Below are 19,851 nucleotides of genomic sequence, written 5' to 3'. Positions count from 1 at the left end.
CGGAGAAGAACATGCTCACTCCACAAGCGGCCCGCGGCTTACCGTCGACGGGTCGACCGTCGACCTGAACCACGCCCTGCCGGTGAACGCTGCCCTCTCCCTGCCAGGACCTGCCGGTTCCTGGCGGGAGAGGGTTGCTCGACGCCCGTCGCGCGGTCCGTCCCGTCGCCGACTGGCGCGACCTCACCGCATGGACCCTGTCCGGACGGGCGGCCGGCGAACCGGCCGACAGGTCGCGCCCCGTACTCGATCAGCTCCAGGTCATGTTGATCTCGCGCTCGAAATTGACGTATCCGGCGCGCCGGAAGGCGTTCGCCATCGGGGTGTTGCCGAGGTCCGTGGACGCGCGGATGCGGGGGACGTGCTGCGCGGCGAGGATTCGGGTGCCCTCGGCGAGGATGTCGTCGATGTAGCCGTTGCCGCGGTGTGAGGGCAGGACCGCGATGTAGGCGATGATCGCGTTGTAGTCGTTGCGTGCCGGGACGACGAACCCCACGGGCGCTCCGTCGGGCAGCGTCGCGATGCGCCACCAGTCCCGCGGACTGGCATAACGCGCCAGCTCGTCCTCATAGTGCCGGACGGCCGCTTCGTGTCCCGACATCCGGGTCAGGTCGTCACGGCTGTGTGCGTCCAAAGTCCCGTCCAGAACCGAGGACATCAGGGCCACGAGTTCCTCGACATCGCGGACCGGCCGGAAGACGAGGCGCCCGTCGGGCTCGGGAACCGGCGATCCCGGACGCCATTCCAGGCGTAGTCGTTCGACGAAGAGCCGGGCACCGGCCCGTTCGAGTACCGTCATGCGGTCTTCGACGGCTTGTCTCGTTACCGCGTTCTCACGCCAGCCCGGCGGGACGAAACGGCTGTACTCGGGGGGACGCGACCCGTTCGGCAGGGTGGCGGCCATCGCGGCGTGCAGAAGCCGGACCCCGATGTCCACGTGATCGGAGCCCGAAGCGCTGTCCTCGATGTCGAGGATGTCCAGGATGAGTGGCGCGTCGCCGGTTGGTCGGCCCCACCAGGCCGCCCTGGCGAGCAGGCGGTCACCGCGGAGGGCGACCCACATCCATTCCGGACGTCGGCGGCCGGCGGCGAGGTCGTCCGCCAGTTCCTCGTTAAGGGCGTAAGGCAGTTGGCGGAAGAGGTCGAGTTCGTCGTGTCCGGTGATCGGACGCATGGTCAGGTCGTTCGTTCTCACGGTCGTGGCACGCTCCGGTGAAGGCGCCCGTCCGCTCCGGGGTCAGACGTGGTCCGTACCCCGGAAGGACAGAAGCGCGATGATCACGGGGATCATGGGCTTGTCCCTCCTCTCGCTGTCGTGGCCCCTCAACCCTCGTGGTGGGGTCCGGTGGTTACGTCTATCCGACCGCGGCCCTCGCCCGCAAACCCTTTTCGATCACACTGCTTCCGGCAACACCGAACAGCGATCCCGGGGTTGTCGGCTACAGGTTCCGATCAAGGAGGCGGCGTGGGTGGTCAGGGGGCCGCCGGTGGGTGGCCCGTTCGGAGCAGGTGGAGGACGGCTCGTTCGGCCTGGCCGTGGGTGGCCGGGACGCCGGGGTCCGTGTCGGCGCCCAGGCGGGGGAGGGCGGGGGCGATGGTGACGCCCTCCTCGTACAGCTCGATCACCCGCGGGTTGATGTACGAGGCGCGGCAGACGGCGGGCGTGTTCCCGAGGTAGCCGGCGACCTCGGCCGCCGCGCGGGCGACGGCCCGGCGCCGGGCGGTCTCGCTGCGGGCGGCGCCCTGGGAGACGGCCAGCGCGACGGCGGCCATCACGGTGGCGTGCCAGGTGCGGAAGTCCTTGGCGGTGACGTCGAGACCGGCCTGTTCCTTGAGGTAGGCGTTGACGTCGTCGCCGCTCACGTCGTGCCAGGCGCGCCGGTCCCAGTAGGCGAGCAGCCGGTCGCCGCCGCCGCGGCGGCGGAGCAACGCGGTCAGGGTGCGGCAGGCGGCGGGGTCGCTGACGGGCAGGACGGTCTCCCTGCCGTGTTTGCCGACGTAGGTGAAGACGACCGCGCCACGGCTGCGTCGGGCGTGTTCGCGCAGCAGCGTGGTGAGGCCGTAGCTGTTGTGCAGTTCGGTGTAGCGGTCGCTGCCGACGCGTAAGAAGCCGAGGTCCAGCAGGCGGACGGCGGTGGCCAGGACGCGGCGCCGGGTCAGGCCCCGGTCGGTGAGGTGCCCCTCGACGGCCTCCCGGAGCGCGGGCAGCGCCTCGGCGACGTCCAGGACGTGGTCGTGCTTGGCCCGCTCCTGCTCGGCGCGGAACGCCGGGTGGTACAGGTACTGGCGGCGGCCCGCGGCGTCGGTGCCCACGGCCTGGAGGTGGCCGTCCGGCCGGGCGCAGATCCACACATCGCGCCAGGCGGGCGGGATGACCAGCTCGCGGATCCGCGCGAGCGCGTCGGGGTCGCGCAGCGGCGCGCCCTCCGCGTCGCGGTAACGGAAGCCGCGCCCGTGCCGGAGGCGAACGTAACCGGGTTCCGTGGGCCGGCTGTGGTGCAGGCGGGACGGTGCCCGTCTCGTCCAGTCGCCGGCGCCGGTGCGGGCGGGAGCGGCCGGGCCGGACGCCTGCCGCGGGAGGGTACGGGCCCGGCGGCCTTCCCGGGCGGGGATCACGGTTCCGGCGGAACTCTTCGTACCGGTCATAGCGGGCTGATACCCGGTGGTGCGCCTGTTCACGTCGGGCCGGCGGCTGCCGGACGGCGTGGGCGGGGCCGTGGTACGGGTGGGAGCCGTGGTGCGGATGCTTCAGGAGTCTTCACATCGGCGACACCGTTCCTTCGCCTGGCCGCCCCCCGATGCTGCTGACCTGTCCGATGGTCACACTGGTCACCGGAAGGAACGCGATCGATGCCCCCCACCACGTCCGCCCCGCTCACCCGGTCCACCGGGACCGCCGGGCCCGCCCGGCCCGCTCCGAGGTTCCGTACCGCCGCCCTCGCCACGCTGGCCGCGCTCGCGCTGCCCTTCGCGGCGCCGGGCACCGCCAACGCCGCACAGGCCGGCCCCGACGCGGACGTCCCCGACTACCGGACCTGGCAGGCCGACGTGCGCAAGGCCGTCGATCCGGTGCTCCCCTGGCTGCGGGACCGGGTCGCCGGCCACGGCGGCGGGAAGCCGGCCGTCGTACTGGACATCGACAACACCGCGCTGGAGACCTACTACCACCCGGGCCGCGCCAACGAGCCCGTCCTCCGCGTGGCCGAGTGGGCGCACGAGCACAAGGTGGCCGTCCTCTTCGTCACCGCCCGCACGTCGTCCTCGTCCGCCCGGAAGGAACTCAGGGCCGCCGGCTACCCGGTGGACGCGGTCTGCACCCGGGAGCACGGCGAGAGCAAGGCCGAGGGCAAGGAGCGCTGCCGCGAGGAGCTGACGGAGGGCGGCTACCGCATCACCGCGAACATCGGCAACCGCTCCACCGACTTCGCGGGCGGTTACTACGAGAAGGGCTTCAAGCTGCCGGATTACGACGGCAAGCTCTCCTGACGGGGTGGCGCCCCGGAGGGGTGCGAGAACGCGGAGGGGGTTCCGGTGCGGTGCGGTGCGGCGGTCTGCCGGACCGCGGTTGGGGGTGACCTCGGGACCGGGGAGCCGCCGGACCGGGGTGGCTCGGGCCCCGACGGACCCGGCTCCGGCCAATCCCGTCACCGGGCGGGCCCGAAACCCGGCCGAGCCCGTGCCCCCGGTCAGGCCCGGCACCCAGTCGGCTGCGGCCGTCCCACCGGGCGCCGCGTCCTCGCCGAGAGTGGGGGCGGGAGCGCGGGCCGCAGGGGTCTCCGGCCCGGTGGAGGGATGCCGGTCAGTCCGGCCACGTTCCCGTCAGTCGGCGCGTCGCGGTGGCGCCGGCGCGGTCGACGGTCGCCTTGACGACGGCGAAGACCGCGCCCTGCAGGGCCGCGGCGAGCAGGATCTCGCGCCAGGTGCGGTCCTCGTCGGTCGCGTCGGGTGCGTCGTCGTCGTGCCCGAGCAGTTTCCACGTCCGGCGGAACGCCGCTCCGGCGAGCATGCCGCCGGCCAGGCCGAGGACGAGCCCGACCGGTTTGTAGGCGATCTTCACCGCCTTCACGGGGACCTCCTCGCGCGCCGCGCCGCCCCGGTCACGAGGACGACGGCCCCCGCCGCCAGCAGGGGTCCCCGCCCACGGCGCAGCAACCCGGTGACCTGCCGGACCGCCATCAGCAGCGGCGCCGGGGTGCGTTCGCGTACCGTCGCGACGGCCGTGGTGGTGCGGTGTGCCAGTTCGGCGCGGGCGGTGGCCGCCTGGGCGCGGACGGGTTCCGGTACCCGGTCCCGTACCTGCCGGACGGCGTCCGAACCCTTGGCGAGCACCTGTTCCGTGGCCTGCCCGGCCGCGTCCTTGACGGCGGTCGCCTTCCGCTTCGCCTGCGCCTTCACGTCGGCCTTCCGCGCGAGGGCGTCCACCGTGCCGCCCAGTTCCTCGCGGGCGTCCTCCGCTTGGGCCCGCAGGTCCTCCATCGTCGGGGCGCCCCGTCCGGCCTCGGACCGTGCGACCTCGTCCCGTCCGACACCGGACCGTCCGCCCTCGGAACTCGCGCTCATCGCGTACTCCTCTCCTTGATCATCGCGGTGTCCTTCCTGACGCCTTCGATCGCCTGCCCGGGAACCGGCGGCGCAGCCGCGCGGATCCGCCTGCGGCCCGCGACGGCCAGCACCCCGGCGCACACGGCCAGCACCCCCGCGACGACGAGCGCCGCCGCCCACACCGGCAGCACCAGGGACAGGGCGGCGACGGCGGCCGCCGCCAGGGCCATGAACGCCACGTACGCCACCAGGCCGGCGCCACCGAGAAGGCCGCCGCCCCGGCCGAAGCTCCGCCCCTTTTCGAGCATCTCCGCCCGGGCCAGCCGCATCTCCGCCCGTACCAGCTCGGCGAGTTGGTCGGACGCCCGGGAGACGAGGGCGCTCACCGGCTCCTCCGCACGGTCCGGCACCGGGCCTGGCACCCGGCCGCGTGCCCGTTCCTCAGCGCGGTCCCGGCTCTGCCGGGGAATCCGGTCCAGAAAACTCATCGACGATCACCCGTCCTCCGTTTTGCCGTACGTGCCGCGCGCCCGGTACCGCCCGAGGCTCAGCGCCTCCGGGCGGCGGCCGACGCGTCGTCCTTCGGCACGCGCTTACCCCGTTCGGCGGGAAAGCGGCCTTATATACGGCCTGATACGGCCTGATACGGCCTGCTGACGGAGCGCGTTCGCGGGGCGTGCGCCGGTGTGCGCGGTCGCTCCGTGCGCTGTGCGCTGTGCTGTGCCCTGCGCTGTGCCCTGCGCTGTGCGCTGTGCGCTGTGCGCTGTGGGGCAAGGGTGGGTGCACTCGTGGGCAAGTTCCGCCGGGCGGCGGCCCGTAGCCTCGTCCTGACAGAGCGCGGGGTGGGCCGGGACGGCGGAGGCCGCCTCCGGCCCCCGCCGTCAGTCGTGCCGCAGCGCCTGCGCGAGGGCCGCGCGGGTGGTGATGCCGAGCTTCGGAAAGATCTTGTACAGGTGGGCCGCCACCGTACGCGGGGAGAGCCGGAGCCGCTGGGCTATCTCCTTGTTCGTCAGGCCGGTCGCGGCGAGTTCGGCGATGCGCAGCTCCTGCCCGGTGAGCAGCGCGTGCCCGCCGGCGGTCGGGCCGACCGCGTGGCCGGCCGCGCGGAGTTCGCGCGCGCACCGCTCCTCCCACGGCCGGGCGCGCAGTCCCTGGAACGCCCGGTGGGCCTCGCGCAGGACGTCGTGCGCCTCGGCGCGGCGGTGGCGGCGCAGCCACGAGCCGTGGGCCAGCCGCAGCCGGGCGAGTTCGAAGACCCACTGGTCGGCGCCGGGCACCTGGTAGGCGGCCCGGTAGGCGGCGTCGGCCTCGTCGTCGGGCGCGGCGAGGGCGGTGGCGGCGGCGAGGAGGAAGGCGTGGTGGGCGGAGATCTCCGCCATCCGCGCCGCCCGTCCCGCCGCCACGTGCGCCCGCGCCTCCGCGCGCCGTCCGGTGTGCACGGCGGCGTCGACGAAGTCGAGGAACGGCAGCTGGAACCAGGGCAGGCCGCGGGGCAGGATGCCCGGCGGGGTGAGCGAGACCAGATCGCAGTAGGCGTCCTCGTGCCGGCCGTGCGCCAGGGCGGCGAGGGCGGTCAGGTGGGTGAGCCGGTCGGTGGCGTACCGCATGCGGGCGCGGACGGCCACCGGCCGGATCAGGCCGTCCACCATGCGCAGTTCGTCCTCGTCGCCGCGGCCGGCGGCGAAGTGGGCGTAGGCGAGGCGGAAGAGGAGTGCGTTGCAGTGGTAACCGAGTTCGTCGGCGACCTCGGCCTCCCGCAGGCAGTCGCCGGCCGCGTCCCAGCGTCCGCGCAGGAAGTCCTGGTACGAGCGGGCCTTGGCGATGGAGCCCTGGGTGGCGTAGGCGTGCTGGCCCGTGAAGCGGCGCCACAGGTCGTCGTCGGCGAGGTCCACCGCCGACGCCGTCCACAGCAGCAGCCACGCGCCGCCGGCCTCCTGCTCCTCGTTCATCCCCGCGACCAGGGCCTTCAGTTCCTCGGAGACGCCCTGTGCGGTACGCGCCGGGTCGGACCAGGCACGGTGGCACAGCCGGGCCAGCGGGGACATGTCGTCGAGGTGGCGTTCCAGGGCCTGCCACGCGCGGGCGTCGTCGGTGTAGGTGGCGGCGAGCAGGAGTTTGAAGCAGACCTGCTCGGCGAGGCCGCCGAAGGACTCCGCGCCGGGCGCGGTGAGCGCGTCCAGGGCTTCGGGGAGGAGGGTGAACGAGGACGCGAAGTCGACGCGGTGGCCCTGGTCGACGTACACCGTCGCATACGCGAACAGCGGTGCCGCGTCCGGCGGTACGGGTCCCCGGCGCAGCTCCTCCACCAGCCGCGCGGTGTAGCGGAGCCGGCCGCCGTGGGCGGCCATGACCGCCGCCCAGGTCAGCCGGCGGGCGCGGGCGGCCGGTTCGGTGCTGAGCGCTGCCGCGCGGTCGAGCAGCAGGGCGCCTTCGGCGGCGCCGCCGCGGCGGGCGATCCGGCCGCCCGCCTCCTGGAGGCGGGCGGCGAGGTCCTCGTCCGGGACGAGGGCGGCGGACGCCTCGTGCACGAGCCTGCGCGGGTCACCGACGTCCAGACCGGCCGCCAACTGCCGGTGCGCTGCACGGAGTTCGGAACGGCGGGCGGTGGAGAGGACGGCGGCGCGGACGAGTGGGTGCCGGAAGAGGAGCCGCCCGGAGGCGTCCAACCGGGCGAGCCCGCCGGCCTCGATCTCGTCGAGGACGGCTTCGGCGGTGGGGGTGGGGGTGGGGGTGGTGTCAGGGCCAGGGTTGGCGGTGGGGTCGGCTTTGGCGGTGGGGCCGGCGGTTGCGGCGGTCGCGGGGGAATCGGCGGCTTCAGCGGCTGCGGCGGACCCGGCAGGCTCAGCGGTTACGGCTGACCCGGCAGGGCTGGCGGCTACGGCGGAGTCGGCAAGCCCGGCGGTCGCGGCGGTCGCGGCGGTCGCGGCGGAATCGGCAAACCCGGCGGTCGCGGCGGGCCGGGAGGGGCCGACGAACACGTCGGGCCCGGTCAGCCCGGCAACTGCAGCGGCCACGCAGGGCTCGGCGGGCTCGGCGGGCTCGGCGCGCTCAGCCGACGCGGCGGGCTCAGCCGACGCGGTGGACCCGGCAGGGGTGGCAGACCCGGCAGGGGTGACAGACCCGGCAGGGGTGACAGATGCGGCGGTCGCGGGGGAATCGGCAAGCCCAGCGGTCGCGGTGGATCCGGCAAGTTCGGCGGCCGCATTAGAGCCGGCAGGCCCGGCGGCCGTGGTGGAGCCGGCCGGGCCGGTGGCTGCGGCGAGACCGGAAGGGGTGGCGGACACCTCCGGACCAGCGGCTGCGGCGAGACCGGAGGGGGCGGCGGACGCGTCCGGACCAGCGGCTGCGGCGAGACCGGAGGGGGCGGCGGACACGTCCGGACCGGCAGGCCCGGCGGTCGGCCCGGCAGGCCCGGCGGCCGGCACGGCGGTCTCTGCGGCTGCGGCGTTACGGCCGGCGACCGCGGTGGCCGCGTGTGCCCAAGCGCCGCCGGTGTCGCCGGCCGTGGTGCCGCTGAGGGCGGCCAGCAGGAGGGTGCGGGCCGCCGGGGCGCTCAAGGCTTGGAGCCGGCCGGTGAACAGCCGCTCCAGTCGCTGCCCGAGGGGCAGTCCTTCGGGCAGCGGGACGATGCCCTTGAGCTGGTCCTCGCGGAGGTGGCGCGGGAGTTCGACGAGGGCCAGCGGGTTGCCCGCGGCTTCCTCCAGTACGCGGTCGGCGGTGGTGGCGGCGAGTTCGGGGTGCCGCTGCCGCAGCAGGGCGCCCGCGTCGGCGGGCGGCAGCGCCCCGACGTCCACCGGGTGCGCGGGCCAGCCCTCGGTGGCCGCCCGGTCGGGGCGGCTGGCGCTGACGATGACGAGCGGCAGCTCCGTGAGCCGGCGGTGCAGGAAGGCGAAGACCGTGGCACTGGACGAGTCGGCCCAGTGCAGGTCGTCGATCAGCAGCAGTTGGGGGCGTTCGCGGGCCGCCTCCGCGAGCAGGGACAGCGCGGAGGCGCCGACGGTGAAACCGTTCGGCGGCATTCCGTCGCGGAGTCCCAGCGCGCACTCCAGCGCCTCGCGCTGGCGGGCCGGCAGCGCCTCGGAGCGTTGCAGCAGGGGCCAGAGCGCCTGGTGCAGCGCTCCGAACGCGAGTTCCGCCTCGGCCTCGGCGCCCACCGCGCGCAACACGGTGAAACCGAGGGCGCGGGCGCGCGCCTCCGTCCACTCCAGCAGGGCCGTCTTGCCGATCCCGGGCTCGCCGCGCAGCAGGAGCGCCGAGCCGCCGGTGCCGGTCCGCGCGTCGTCCAGCGCACGGCCCAGCAGCGCCTTCTCACGGTGCCGGCCCACGAGGGCCCCGGTACCGGCTGTGGACGTCACGGCCGCCTCCTGTTCCCCGGGCGTCGCGGATGCCGCCGCACCAGCGCCGCGCACCCTCGGAGAGTGGGCGCCCCGGGACCTCACCACCACTTCGACGTGTCGTGACACGCCGTGGTCCGGCGTGCGGCTCAGGATACCGCTTGGGGTGCGGTCAAGATCGTCTAGGCGTCGGTGGGCAGTCAAACGACCTACGTGGGGTGGGGGCGGGGGTTGGAGGGTGGGTCGTGTGTTCCGTCCGAGTCCCATCCAGCTCCAGGAGAACGATGATTCCCGTTACCACGGCTGCCATAACTGCCACGGTCGGCACGACGTCGCGTACGGCGACGGCCGGTTCCGCGAACGGAAAGCCGAGCGCCGTCCCGGCGGCCCGTACCGCGTTCACGACCGCGCGCGCCGTACCGGCCTGTTCGGCGAACACCGCGCGCCCGGCGGCGTCCGGCGCGCGTGATGCTTCGGGCGGCCTTGGCGTGCCCGGCATGCCCGGCGTGCCCGCGACGGCCCGCTCCTCCGCCGATCCAGGCCGTCCGCCGGCCGGCGAGACCCTGACCCGGGCGGCCGTACGCGTCGCGGCCCACCCGCTGGGCCCGCTGTGCATGGTCACGGTGACCGGCTCGCCGGGTGCCGTGGAACCGGCGCCGTTGGCCGCCTCGGCCCCCGGCGCGGTCGCGGACCACCTCGTCGTCGCCGTTCACGGGCGCGGCGCCGCGTCGTTCGTCCGCGACGGCGAGTTACTCGCGTGCGGCCCGCACGACGTCGTCGTCCTGGACGCCACGACGCCGTTCACCTTCCACGAGGCGGACGACTTCGTCCTGCACCTCATCGGCGTACCCCGCCGCCTGCTCGGCGCGGATCCGGCCGTCATCGACCGCCTCAGCGGCGTCCACCCGCACGGGCGGGGCTCGATCGCGTCCCTGCTGGGGCCGTTACTGGAGGACGTGGCCACCACCGCGCGGGAACTCCCGCCACGCGCGGCGGAGCACTTGGCCGGCGGCTTCACCGGCTTGCTGCGCGCCCTGGCGACGGAATCGGAGACGTCGGGCGAGGCGTCCGACACCCCGCCGGACCGCCACCCCCTCGCCTCGCGGCTCCGCGCCTACGTGAACGAACGGCTCGGCGACCGCGACCTGACCCCCGGCGGCATAGCGGCACACCACCACATCTCCACCCGCCTCCTGCACAAGCTGTTCGCCGCCGACGGCATCACGGTCAGCGGCTGGATCCGGCAACGCCGCCTGGAGGAATGCCGCCGAGAACTCTCCGGCGCTCGAACCGGCCGCCCCCACCCGCCCGTCGCCTCGACGGCCAAACGCTGGGGCTTCCCCAACGCGGCCCACTTCAGCCGCAGCTTCCGCACGGCTTACGGCGTCTCGCCTACTGCGTGGCGGGACTTGCACGTTTCGTCGGTGCCGATGCGGCATGGCCGCGAGGGGCGGCACGGCGCCGGTGGTGACGCGCGCTGACACCGCTCCGGGCGGCGATCAGCGCCACCTCCGGTAGGCGGCGCTCCATCGGAATCGGGCGGCGGTCTGGGCCAGTTGCTCGATCCCGGCCACCTGCCCGACCGTATGCTGGCCTACAGCTCGGCCGTGAGCCGAACACGGTACGTCCGGAAACCCGGCGCGCACATGCGCTGCGCGCGCTGCCCGCACTGGAGGCTCTCGACCACGATCCTGGATTCGCAAGTGAATGAAAACGGGGCCCTGCCCGCGAAAAGCCGCAGGTCACGAAGTGTCGTCCCCGCGGGCGCGGGGGTGGTCCCTCGCGCACTGGCGCGAGCGGTTGCTGCCCCACGTCGTCCCCGCGGGCGCGGGGGTGGTCCTTCAGCTCTTTTGCATGACACCGGTCACACAAAGTCGTCCCCGCGGGCGCGGGGGTGGTCCGCAGTTGTCGGCCTCGACGAAAGCAGCGGCACGTCATCCCCAAGGCGCGGGAGTGGTCCGTCCGTGAAGGCGGCGGGCATGGCGCCGAGTCGTCGTCCCCGCCCTCGTGGCATGGCTCTCAACTCGGCACCCCGCCGGATGACTCCTCGGAACCGCTCCACACGCGCGGGCATAGCCGCCGTGAACGTACCCTCCCGGCCGGACTCGTCGAGCCGCCCCTCAAGAGCGGGCCCCGGTGAGGCCCGCCCCCTCCCCCGCCCCCCGCCACTCGCGCGGCGACAGCCCGTACGCCGCCCGGAAGGCGCGGCTGAAGTGGGCCGGGCTGGGGAAGCCCCAGCGGTGGGCGATGGTGGCGATCGTGGGGCGGTCGCGGGCCGGGGTGGGGCGGGTGAGGTCCTTGCCCGACTCCTCGACGCGGCGGCGGCGGATGTGGCCGCCGACGGTGGATTCCTCGGCCTCGAAGAGGCGGTGGAGGTAGCGGACGGAGATGCGGTGGGCGCGGGCCACGGTTTCGGGGGTGAGGTCGGGGTCGGACAGGTGCCGGTCGATGTAGCGGTACACGGCGGGCAGCAGGTGGTCCCGGGCGGCGCCCGGGCCGTCGTCGGGCTCCTCGGCGTACGCGTCCACCAGCCCGGCCAGCAGGTCCGCGACCGTGCCGCCCAGGGCGTCGCCGACGGTCGGGGCGATCCTCGGCGCGCGGTCGGCAAGGCGCGCCAGGAAGGCGGCGAGCGGCGCCGCCGCTCCCCCGTGCGCCGACAGGGCGCGTCCGGTCACGGATGCCGGCATCGGCCCCGGTACGTTCAGGACGCCCCCGGGGAGCCGGAACAGCCGCTGCCGGAAGCGTTGCCGCTGTTCCAGGGAGAACGGGCGCCGCAGGTCGATCACCGCCAGGTCGCCCGGGCGCAGGGAGGCGCTGCGGCCGTCCTGTGTCAGGGCGGCGGTTCCGTCCTGCTGGAGGGCGACGAGGAGCGCGTCGACGGGATCGCGCGCGACGAGCCGGGGCGTCCGGCTCAGCCGGACGGGGTCCGCCGTCAGCGACAACACCCGCAGGTAGCCGAGGTGGTGTACGCCGAGGGTGCCGGCGAAGTCGCCGTCCTGGCGCGTCCTCACCTGTACGGCGGCGGTCAGGGCGCGTTCGGTCGCGTCCCGCCACGCCGCGAGCCGGTCGGTGCCGACCGCCCGGGCGGTCCTCTCCTCGACGTCCATCTGCGCGTGACTCCTCCTTCGTGACCGCCGCGTGGGGCGCGGCGGAGCGGTCACCGTCAGTGTGGGCGGCGGAGGCGGCGCGGTATTAGGTCAGTTGACTGTCCTCTTCTTCCTCCCCCCTTCTTCGTACTTCCCTGTTCACGCCTCCCTTGGGCGCTGAGCGGCCGGACGCGGAGCGCCGGCTGCCCCGCGTCCCCGGCGGCCCCCGAATCGGTGGGTTCGACGCCTGGGAATGCATCCGGGCCTCGCAGCCGGCGCCGCGGGGCAACCTGCTGCTCACCCAGGTCGGCGTGACGCGGGCCGCCGGCGCCTGCTCCGCGGCCCGTCGCCGGCCCGAGCGGGAGTGGCGCGTGAGGCTCCGCTGCCGCTCAAAGGCAGGCAGCTCTTTACCGAGCCGCCCCTGAGCGGCCGGGATACGTCCCCCCTCCGCCCGGCGTCGACATGGAGGGGACGGTTCCCGGCCGGTCCACTGACGGGTCTTCGTTCGGCGACGCGGGACGCATCACCCGTCGCTCGGCACCGAGCGGGCGGGCCGGGGCACGTATCGAGTCCCGATCAATCTGCGAATTCGCCCCTCGTCGGGCATGGTCACCCGCTGAAACAAGATCCCGGACAGCGACATCGCCGGCCTCCGCTTACGCGCATCGATGATCTGGATCAAAGGACTTGCTTTCGCCGTTCATCGATCACGGCTCGGATCCCCGCCCTGGTAGGGGCCTACAGCCAGCGGTCATACCAGGCGCGGATACGTCGGAGGGCATCGAGTTGATGGGCGCGCTCGTGCAGCCCGTGGCCCTCTCGGGGGTAGACGACGAGCTCGTGCTCGACGCCGAAATGGCGCAGTGCTCGATGGAAGTGGACCGCCTGGCCGAGTGGGACGTTGGTGTCCTCCTCGCCGTGCAGGATCAGGACAGGGGTGCGGATCCGGGACGCGTAGGAGATCGGACTGTTCCGGTCGTGGAGGTGCGGTCCCGGCCCGTTCCAGCCGGTGCTGCCGCCGAGCGCCGCGTCCATGATCCCCCACTCACCGGTCCCGGCCTGCATGCCCCAGTCCCTGATGCCGGCGCCCATCATGGCGGCCTTGAACCGCCCGGTTCGGCCGATGGCCCAGGCCGCCATGAAACCGCCGTGGCTCCAGCCGGAGATGCCCAGGCGTTCGGGATCGGCGACTCCCTCGGCGATCAGCATGTCGATCCCGGCGAGGATGTCGGTCCACTCGTCGCCGCCCACCGCGCCCGCCACCACGGCGGCGAATTCATGGCCGTGGCCCGATCCGCCGCGGGGATTGGGGAGGAAGACCGCGTATCCGGCGGTCGCCAGCCACTGGCCGCAGTCGACCGCGTTGAGCGTGAACTCGTCGGCATGGCGGAAGTAAGGGCCGCCGTGGACCATGGTGACGAGCGGGAAAGGGCCCTCGTCCCGAGTCCGGCCGACAGGCAGGATCAGCAGGCCGTCCAGCTGAAGTCCGTCGGACGCCTGGTAGCTGAGCCGTTCCTGGACACCCCAGCACATCGCGCGCAGTTCGGGACTGGTATCGCTGAGCCGGAGCATTGGACCGCCCACGGGGCCCGCGTGGACGTTCTTGGGCTCACGCGCGGTGCTCATCAGCACAGCGAGGGTCTCTCCCGAGTGACTTGCGGAGAGCCCGGCGAGCGCGCCGGGCGCGCAGCACAATCGGTGCAACCGCAGCGACTGCGGGTCGAGCCGGTACAGCGCGGTATCCAGCCCGTCGGCGAACAGCGCCAGCGGCGGTCCGTCGGCGACCTGCACCAGCTCGGTGGGGCAGGCGGACATGCCGACCGAGAGATTGCGCTGTTCGACGGTCGGGCCGGTCGCCCGCGGGACCGTGTCGATCACGGCGAGCGCGCCCACCAAGTGCCCCGGGGTCACCGCCAGATGGGCCAGATGCCATGCACCGTCGCGATTCCACCAGACCGGGTACCGGGCCTCGGCCCCGACCGGGCCCAGGTCCCGGACCGCTCCCGTCTCCGGGACGACCAGATGCAGTCCTGCCGTCCTGACGCCGGGATCGATCTCGGGGGTGGCCCAGCTCAGCACGGCCAGCGGGCCGCCGTCCGGACGCTGAGTCACCCCCACGACATGGCGGTCCCCGAGGCCGTCCACGGTGCGGACCACGCCGGTCGCCAAGTCGAGCAGGCGTAGCCGGGTGACCGGGAGGTGCCGGCCCCAGACCTTCGCGTCGTCGCCTTCGGCCTCCCGACGTTCGTCCTCCGCAGTGGGCTCGTCCTCGGCGAGCAGGACGACGGTCCGGCCGTCGGCGAGCGGGTAGTAGTCGCAGACGCCCCCGCGCCACCTGGTCAGGGTCTCCGCCTTGGCGATGTCTTCGCTACCGTCCGGAAGGATCCGCCGGAGTTGAGCGGTGCCCCGCTCCCCGCGGTCGGAGGTGAAGAACAGAAAAGCCGAGTCCGGCGCCCACTTCGGGGCGGCGTCGCGGGCCCTGCCGTCGGTCAGCATGCGCGGGGCCGCGCTGCCATCGGCGGCGGCGACCCAGATGGAGCTGTGCGGACGTCCGCCCCTTCCGCTGTTCGCGACCACGCCATAGGCGACCAGGCGACCGTCCGGCGAGATGGCCGGCGCCACAGGGGCGGCCATGTCCACCACCCGTTCCGCGGTGAGCAGGCCGTTCGGCTCGGGAATCGGTCGCGGTGCAGAGTGCGGCATGCCGACTGCCTTTCACTCGCCAGTACGACGAATGGACATTTCGTCGCACTGACGAGCCCTGTGTCAGTCGGGTTTCGGGGAAGCCGGATCACGACGCGTCGCCACGAAGGCGGATCCGCAGAGTGATCACCACTCGATCCACGCCGTAGGAGGCTTCTGCGTCGGGGAGGGTCCTCATCACGCGTGAACCGGCACCCACCCACCGGAACGGAGTGCGCGAAAGGCGGCCGAAGACGGATGCCGCGGGGGGATCATGCGGGGATGACCGCAGATCCCCGCGCCCGGTCGTTCGACGCGGCCGCCGCCCAGTACGCGACCGCCCGGCCCTCCTATCCGCCCGCGCTCCTGGACGCCGTCGAGGAACTGTCCGGGCGCCGGCTCGCCGGCGCGCGCGTCGCCGACGTCGGCGCTGGTACCGGTATCGCCACCGCGCTGCTGTGCGCGAGAGGCGCCGAGGTGGTCGCCGTCGAGCCCGGGGCGGCCATGGCCCGCCTGTGCCGGGAGGCGTTGCCCGGGGTGCCGGTCGTGCGGGGTGACGGCAATGCCCTGCCGCTGGCCGCCTCTTCCGTCGACCTCGTCACGTACGCGCAGTCCTGGCAGTGGACCGACACGGCCCGTTCCGTCCCCGAGGCGCTGCGTGTCCTGCGTCCGGGCGGTGCGCTGGCGATCTGGTGGAACACCACGGCCTTCGACGTGCCGTGGATCCGCGCGCAGCACGAGCGCGTCGCGCGCTGCTGCGGGACGAAGCCGACTCCCGCCACCCGGCCGGACGACGCCGACGCCGTCCGGGCGGCCGGGCTGACCGGGCTGCGGGTCGCGCGCCGCCGGCTGCGCTGGAGCCGAGTGGTCTCCCTCGACGTCCATCTGGCCAATATCGGCAGTCGCTCGGCGTTTCTCGTCCTGGACGACGAGCGACGGCGCGCCTTCTTCACCGCCGAACGCGGGCTGTTGAGCGCGGCCTTTCCCGACGGTTCGGTCGAGGAGACGTACGTCGTGGACGTGCTGGTGGCTCTTCGCCCGTGACCTCGGCGGGCGGCCGACGTCCGATCGGCGAACCGACGTATCCGAGCGTCCAGCCGGCGCCCCGGCGGCAGACACCCCGGCGGCAGACGCCCCGGCGGTCGGGGCCGATCCGTGCGCCGACGGGCAAGGGAACGTGCACGCCGCGTCACCTCCGCGGCGGGCCCCCCGCCTAGCGTCCTGCGGGTCCGCCCCTCAGCGCACCGAAGGACCCTCCCCATGACCGACCGCCCCGCGCACCCGCCCGTCCTCGAACCGGCCGCCGCCGCGTTCGCCGCCGCCACCGCGCACCCGCCGTTCCTCTACCAACTGCCGCCCGCCGAGGGCCGTCGGGCCGTCGACGACGCGCAGGCCGGGCCGCCGCCCGTCGAGCCGCCCGCCGTGGACGAGGAGTGGGTGACGGTCCCCGGTGGCCCGACGGGCGAGGTCAGGGTGCGGATCGTCCGGCCCGCCGGTGTGTCAGGGGCGCTGCCGGTGGTGCTCTACCTGCACGGCGCGGGCTGGGTGTTCGGGAACGCCCGTACGCACGACCGGCTGGTGCGGGAACTGGCCGTCGGCGCGGGGGCCGCCGTCGTCTTCCCCGAGTACGCCCTGTCGCCCGAGCACCGCTACCCGGTCGCCGTCGAGCAGAACTGGACGGTGGCCCGGTGGATCGTGGCGGAGGGCGCGGGCAGGGGACTCGACGCGGAGCGTCTCGCCGTCGCCGGGGACTCCGTCGGCGGCAACATGAGCGCCGCCCTGACCCTGCTGGCCAAGGAACGCGGCGGGGTGCCGTTCCGCTGTCAGGTGCTCTTCTACCCCGTCACCGACGCCTCGTTCGACACCGACTCCTACCACCGGTTCGCCGAGGGGTACTTCCTGCGCCGCGACGGCATGCGCTGGTTCTGGGACCAGTACACCACCGACCCGGAGCAGCGGGCGCGGATCACCGCCTCGCCGCTGCGCGCCACCACCGAGCAGCTCGCCGGTCTGCCGCCGGCGCTCGTCGTCACCGCAGAGGCGGACGTGCTGCGGGACGAGGGCGAGGCGTACGCGGAGAAGCTGCGGGCCGCCGGCGTTCCGGTGACCGCCGTGCGTTTCCTGGGCACGATCCATGACTTCGTCATGCTCGACGCCCTGCGGGCCACGTGCGCCGCGGAGTCGGCCATCGCCCTCGCCGTGGGGTGCTTGCGGCGGGCGTTGGACGCCGCGTGAGGGGGCGGCGGCGGGAGCCCCTGCCCGGCCCTCATCCCCAGCCCGACGCCCACCCCGACCCCGCGACCTCGTCGCCAGGCCCCCGATCACCGGACGGGGTCATGGAACCGCCCCACCACGAGCCCGACCTCCGCCGCATGACGCGGATCAACCTGCGGCCCATCGCCTCCCCGATGCCGCTCGGTTTCTACGCCGTGGCCATCGCCTCCGTCGTCGTCGGCTGCCTCCAGCTCGGGGTGCTCGGGCCGGGCGCCCGGCAGGCGGCCGGACTCGTCATCCTGCCCGCCTTCGTCCTGCAACTCCTTGTGGCGATCCTGGCGTTCGGGGCGCGCGACGTGCTCGCGGCCTCCCTCATGGCCTGCTTCTCCGGCCTGTGGCTGGCCACCTCCCTCGTCCTGACCCTGGACCCGGCCGAGGGCACCCGCGTGCTGGGCGTCCTCAACGCGGTGTTCGCCCTCTTCGCCCTGATGATGGCGAGTGTGGCGGCGCGCAAACGCGCCCTGTGGCTGGTGCTGTGCGTCGCCGTGCCGCGCTTCGCGGTCGCCGCCGGTCACAACCTCACCGGCCGCGCCTGGCTCGGAACCGTCTCCGGGACGCTCGGCCTGCTCCTGGCCGCCGTCGCGCTGTACACCGCGTTCGCCCTGATGCTGGAGGACATGCGCGGCGCGCGGGTCCTGCCGATCGGGCGCACCGGGCCCGCCTCCGCGGCGGTCGAGGGCGATCTGGCCGTGCAACTGCGGGATCTCGAACGCCAGGCGGGCGTGCGCCGCACGCTCTGAACGTTCCGTTCCGAACACTCCCGTTCCAAACACTCCTCGCTCCGGGCACCCCCGCTCCGAACACCCCCGCCCGGACACCCCCGCTCCGGACACCCCCGCTCCGAACGCTCACGCTCTGAACACCCCGCTCTGAACACCCCGGCCAGAAAGCCCCCCCTTCCCGAAAGGCGATCCCGTCATGCCCTCGATGCCCGTCAGCGGCGTCACCCCAGTCCCCGACGAACCCAACACCCCCGACGCCCCTCCCGGCACCACCCACACCGCCGATCTCGTCCTCCGCAACGCCAAGCTCTACACCGGCGATCCCGCCCGCCCCGCCGCCAGCGCCCTCGCCGTGCGCGACGGACGCGTCCTCGCGGTCGGTGACGACCGGGACGTCGCCCGGCACGTCGGCCCCCGGACGCGGGTCGTGGACGCCCTGGGCCGGCGGGCCGTGCCGGGGCTCAACGACTCCCACCTGCACGTCATCCGCGGCGGCCTCAACTACGTCCTCGAACTGCGCTGGGACGGCGTCCCCTCGCTGCGGCAGGCGCTCGCCATGCTGCGCGAGCAGGCGGGCCGCACCCCCAAGGGCCAGTGGATCCGGGTCGTCGGCGGCTGGACGGCGGACCAGTTCGCCGAGCGCCGACTGCCGACCCCGGCCGAACTCACCGCCGCCGCACCGGACACACCGGTCTTCGTCCTCCACCTCTACCAGTCCGCGATCCTCAACCGCGCGGCCGTCCGCGCCGCCGGCATCACCCGTGACACCCCCGACCCGCGCGGCGGGCAGATCGTCCGCGACCGCGCCGGCGACCCCAACGGCGTCCTCCTCGCCGCGCCCAGCGCCCTGATCCTCTATTCGACGCTGGCCGCCGCGCCCACCCTGGACGAGGCCGGCCGGCGCGTCTCCACCCGGCACTTCCTGCGGGAGCTGAACCGGTTCGGGCTGACGTCCGCCATCGACGCGGCGGGCGGCTTCCAGAACTTCCCGGACGACTACGCCACCGTCGTCGACCTGGCCCGCTCCGGCGAACTCTCCCTCCGCATCGCCTACCACCTCTTCCCGCAGACCGCCGGGCAGGAACTCGCCGACCTCCGCCGCTGGGTGGAGACCGTCCGGCCCGGCGACGGCGACGAGTGGCTCCGCCTCAACGGCGCCGGCGAGAACCTCACCTGGGCCGCCGCCGACTTCGAGAACTTCGCGGAACCGCGGCCCGAGCTCGCCGCGGGCTACGAGGGCGAGTTCGAGCAGGCGGTCCGGCTGCTCGCCGAACACGGCTGGGGCTTCCGGCTGCACGCCACCTACGACGAGACGATCCGCCGCGACCTGGCGGTCTTCGAGAAGCTGGCGGCCGAGGGGCTGTTCCCCGGCGGCAACCGCTGGTTCTTCGACCACGCGGAGACCGCGTCCGCCGAGAGCCTGGACCGCGTCGCCGCCCTGGGCGGCGGGGTGAGCGTGCAGAACCGGATGGCGTTCCAGGGCCGGGTGTTCGCCGAACGGTACGGCGCCGAGACCGCCGCCCGGACCCCGCCCGTCAAGGAGATGCTGGAACGCGGCCTTCCGGTGGCGGCAGGCACCGACGCCACCCGCGTCTCCTCCTACAACCCGTGGGTCGCCCTGCACTGGCTGGTCACCGGCCGAACCGTCGGCGACCTGGCCCTCTACCCGCCGGACCGGCTCCTCTCCCGCGAGACCGCGCTCGCCCTCTACACCCGTGCGGGCGCCCGCATGACCGGCGAGGAAGCCGTCAAGGGCGTCCTCAAGGAGGGCTTCCTGGGTGACTTCGCCGTCCTGGACCAGGACTACCTCACCGTCCCGGCCGAGGACATCCCGCACATCGAGTCCGTCCTCACCGTCGTCGGCGGCCGGATCGTGTACGCGGCGGCCGAGTACGAGGGGCTGGACGAGGCGCTGCCCCCGGTACGGCCCGAGTGGAGCCCGGCCGCCCACTTCGGTGGCTACCACGCCACGCCGGCACCTTCCCGAACCGGCGGCGGCGGTGGCAGTGCCGGCGCGCGTCAGGCCGGGCTGCTCGCGGAGGTCGTGGCCGCTTCGGAGCAGCACCGGCGGTGGCGGGCGGCCCGCGGCGACGCGCCCGAACGGTCGCAGGCCGCCTTCGACCCCTGCTTCCTGCTCTGACCCTTCCCGCTCCGACTCCTCCCGCTCTGCTCCCTCCCGCTCCGGCCCCTCCCGCTCCGGCCCCTCCCGCT

At 74.1% G+C, this 19,851-nt stretch carries 14 protein-coding genes; 6 read left to right on the top strand and 8 right to left on the bottom strand.

What is annotated here, in order from left to right:
- Positions 1 to 250 precede the first annotated feature (250 nt).
- Both J7W19_RS27905 and J7W19_RS27900 read right to left on the bottom strand, forming a co-directional pair.
- Positions 251 to 1,174, bottom strand: a complete 924-nt coding sequence (locus tag J7W19_RS27905; RefSeq protein WP_004939025.1) for a GNAT family N-acetyltransferase — start codon at positions 1,172 to 1,174, stop codon at positions 251 to 253.
- A 299-nt stretch (positions 1,175 to 1,473) separates the two neighbouring features.
- Positions 1,474 to 2,646, bottom strand: a complete 1,173-nt coding sequence (locus J7W19_RS27900) for a DNA topoisomerase IB (protein WP_004939028.1) — start codon at positions 2,644 to 2,646, stop codon at positions 1,474 to 1,476.
- Between the two features lie 204 nt (positions 2,647 to 2,850).
- On the opposite strand from J7W19_RS27900, the gene J7W19_RS27895 reads away from it, so the two are divergent.
- Positions 2,851 to 3,486: an HAD family acid phosphatase gene (locus J7W19_RS27895; protein ID WP_004939030.1), complete on the top strand. Its 636-nt coding sequence runs from the start codon at positions 2,851 to 2,853 to the stop codon at positions 3,484 to 3,486.
- A gap of 313 nt (positions 3,487 to 3,799) precedes the next feature.
- Here the strand turns inward: J7W19_RS27895 and J7W19_RS27890 are convergent, their stop codons facing one another.
- The 4 genes from J7W19_RS27890 to J7W19_RS33550 form a co-directional block, all read right to left on the bottom strand.
- Positions 3,800 to 4,066 carry a DUF4235 domain-containing protein gene (locus tag J7W19_RS27890; protein WP_004939033.1) on the bottom strand — a complete coding sequence of 89 codons (267 nt, stop codon included), beginning with the start codon at positions 4,064 to 4,066 and terminating at the stop codon, positions 3,800 to 3,802.
- Positions 4,063 to 4,560 carry a DUF3618 domain-containing protein gene (locus tag J7W19_RS27885; protein WP_004939035.1) on the bottom strand — a complete coding sequence of 166 codons (498 nt, stop codon included), beginning with the start codon at positions 4,558 to 4,560 and terminating at the stop codon, positions 4,063 to 4,065. The genes J7W19_RS27890 and J7W19_RS27885 overlap by 4 nt, the downstream gene beginning before the upstream one ends.
- Positions 4,557 to 4,952, bottom strand: coding sequence for a phage holin family protein (locus J7W19_RS27880; protein WP_040887621.1), 396 nt, complete (start codon positions 4,950 to 4,952; stop codon positions 4,557 to 4,559). Before J7W19_RS27880 ends, J7W19_RS27885 begins: the two co-directional genes overlap by 4 nt.
- Before the next feature lie 471 nt (positions 4,953 to 5,423).
- Positions 5,424 to 8,897 (bottom strand): AAA family ATPase, encoded by a 3,474-nt coding sequence (locus J7W19_RS33550; RefSeq protein WP_004939039.1) that lies wholly within the window; start codon positions 8,895 to 8,897, stop codon positions 5,424 to 5,426.
- Positions 8,898 to 9,373: 476 nt separating this feature from the next.
- On the opposite strand from J7W19_RS33550, the gene J7W19_RS27870 reads away from it, so the two are divergent.
- Entirely contained in the window at positions 9,374 to 10,357 is a 984-nt protein-coding gene (locus J7W19_RS27870) for a helix-turn-helix domain-containing protein (protein ID WP_004939044.1), read from the top strand.
- Positions 10,358 to 10,996: 639 nt separating this feature from the next.
- Here J7W19_RS27870 and J7W19_RS27865 read toward each other — a convergent pair.
- Both J7W19_RS27865 and J7W19_RS27860 read right to left on the bottom strand, forming a co-directional pair.
- Positions 10,997 to 11,983, bottom strand: coding sequence for an AraC-like ligand-binding domain-containing protein (locus tag J7W19_RS27865; RefSeq protein ID WP_004939046.1), 987 nt, complete (start codon positions 11,981 to 11,983; stop codon positions 10,997 to 10,999).
- Between the two features lie 717 nt (positions 11,984 to 12,700).
- Positions 12,701 to 14,665, bottom strand: coding sequence for a S9 family peptidase (locus J7W19_RS27860; protein ID WP_004939048.1), 1,965 nt, complete (start codon positions 14,663 to 14,665; stop codon positions 12,701 to 12,703).
- Positions 14,666 to 14,926: 261 nt separating this feature from the next.
- Here J7W19_RS27860 and J7W19_RS27855 point away from each other — a divergent pair, with 261 nt between their 5' ends.
- The 4 genes from J7W19_RS27855 (at position 14,927) to J7W19_RS27840 (ending at position 19,780) form a co-directional block, all read left to right on the top strand.
- The gene (locus J7W19_RS27855; RefSeq protein WP_004939049.1) at positions 14,927 to 15,688 is read left to right on the top strand and encodes a class I SAM-dependent methyltransferase; all 762 of its coding nucleotides are present in this window, start codon (positions 14,927 to 14,929) and stop codon (positions 15,686 to 15,688) included.
- A gap of 216 nt (positions 15,689 to 15,904) precedes the next feature.
- The gene (locus J7W19_RS27850) at positions 15,905 to 16,879 is read left to right on the top strand and encodes an alpha/beta hydrolase (protein WP_004939052.1); all 975 of its coding nucleotides are present in this window, start codon (positions 15,905 to 15,907) and stop codon (positions 16,877 to 16,879) included.
- A gap of 101 nt (positions 16,880 to 16,980) precedes the next feature.
- Positions 16,981 to 17,658 carry a GPR1/FUN34/YaaH family transporter gene (locus J7W19_RS27845; RefSeq protein ID WP_004939053.1) on the top strand — a complete coding sequence of 226 codons (678 nt, stop codon included), beginning with the start codon at positions 16,981 to 16,983 and terminating at the stop codon, positions 17,656 to 17,658.
- Positions 17,659 to 17,836: 178 nt separating this feature from the next.
- On the top strand, positions 17,837 to 19,780 hold the full coding sequence (locus J7W19_RS27840) for an amidohydrolase (RefSeq protein WP_004939055.1): 1,944 nt from the start codon (positions 17,837 to 17,839) through the stop codon (positions 19,778 to 19,780).
- Positions 19,781 to 19,851 lie beyond the last annotated feature (71 nt).

The sequence above is a fragment of the Streptomyces mobaraensis NBRC 13819 = DSM 40847 genome (assembly GCF_017916255.1).
GTDB classification, from domain to species: domain Bacteria; phylum Actinomycetota; class Actinomycetes; order Streptomycetales; family Streptomycetaceae; genus Streptomyces; species Streptomyces mobaraensis.
Note: the sequence above shows the minus strand (reverse complement) of the source record. Positions and strands in the feature narration are given on the sequence as shown.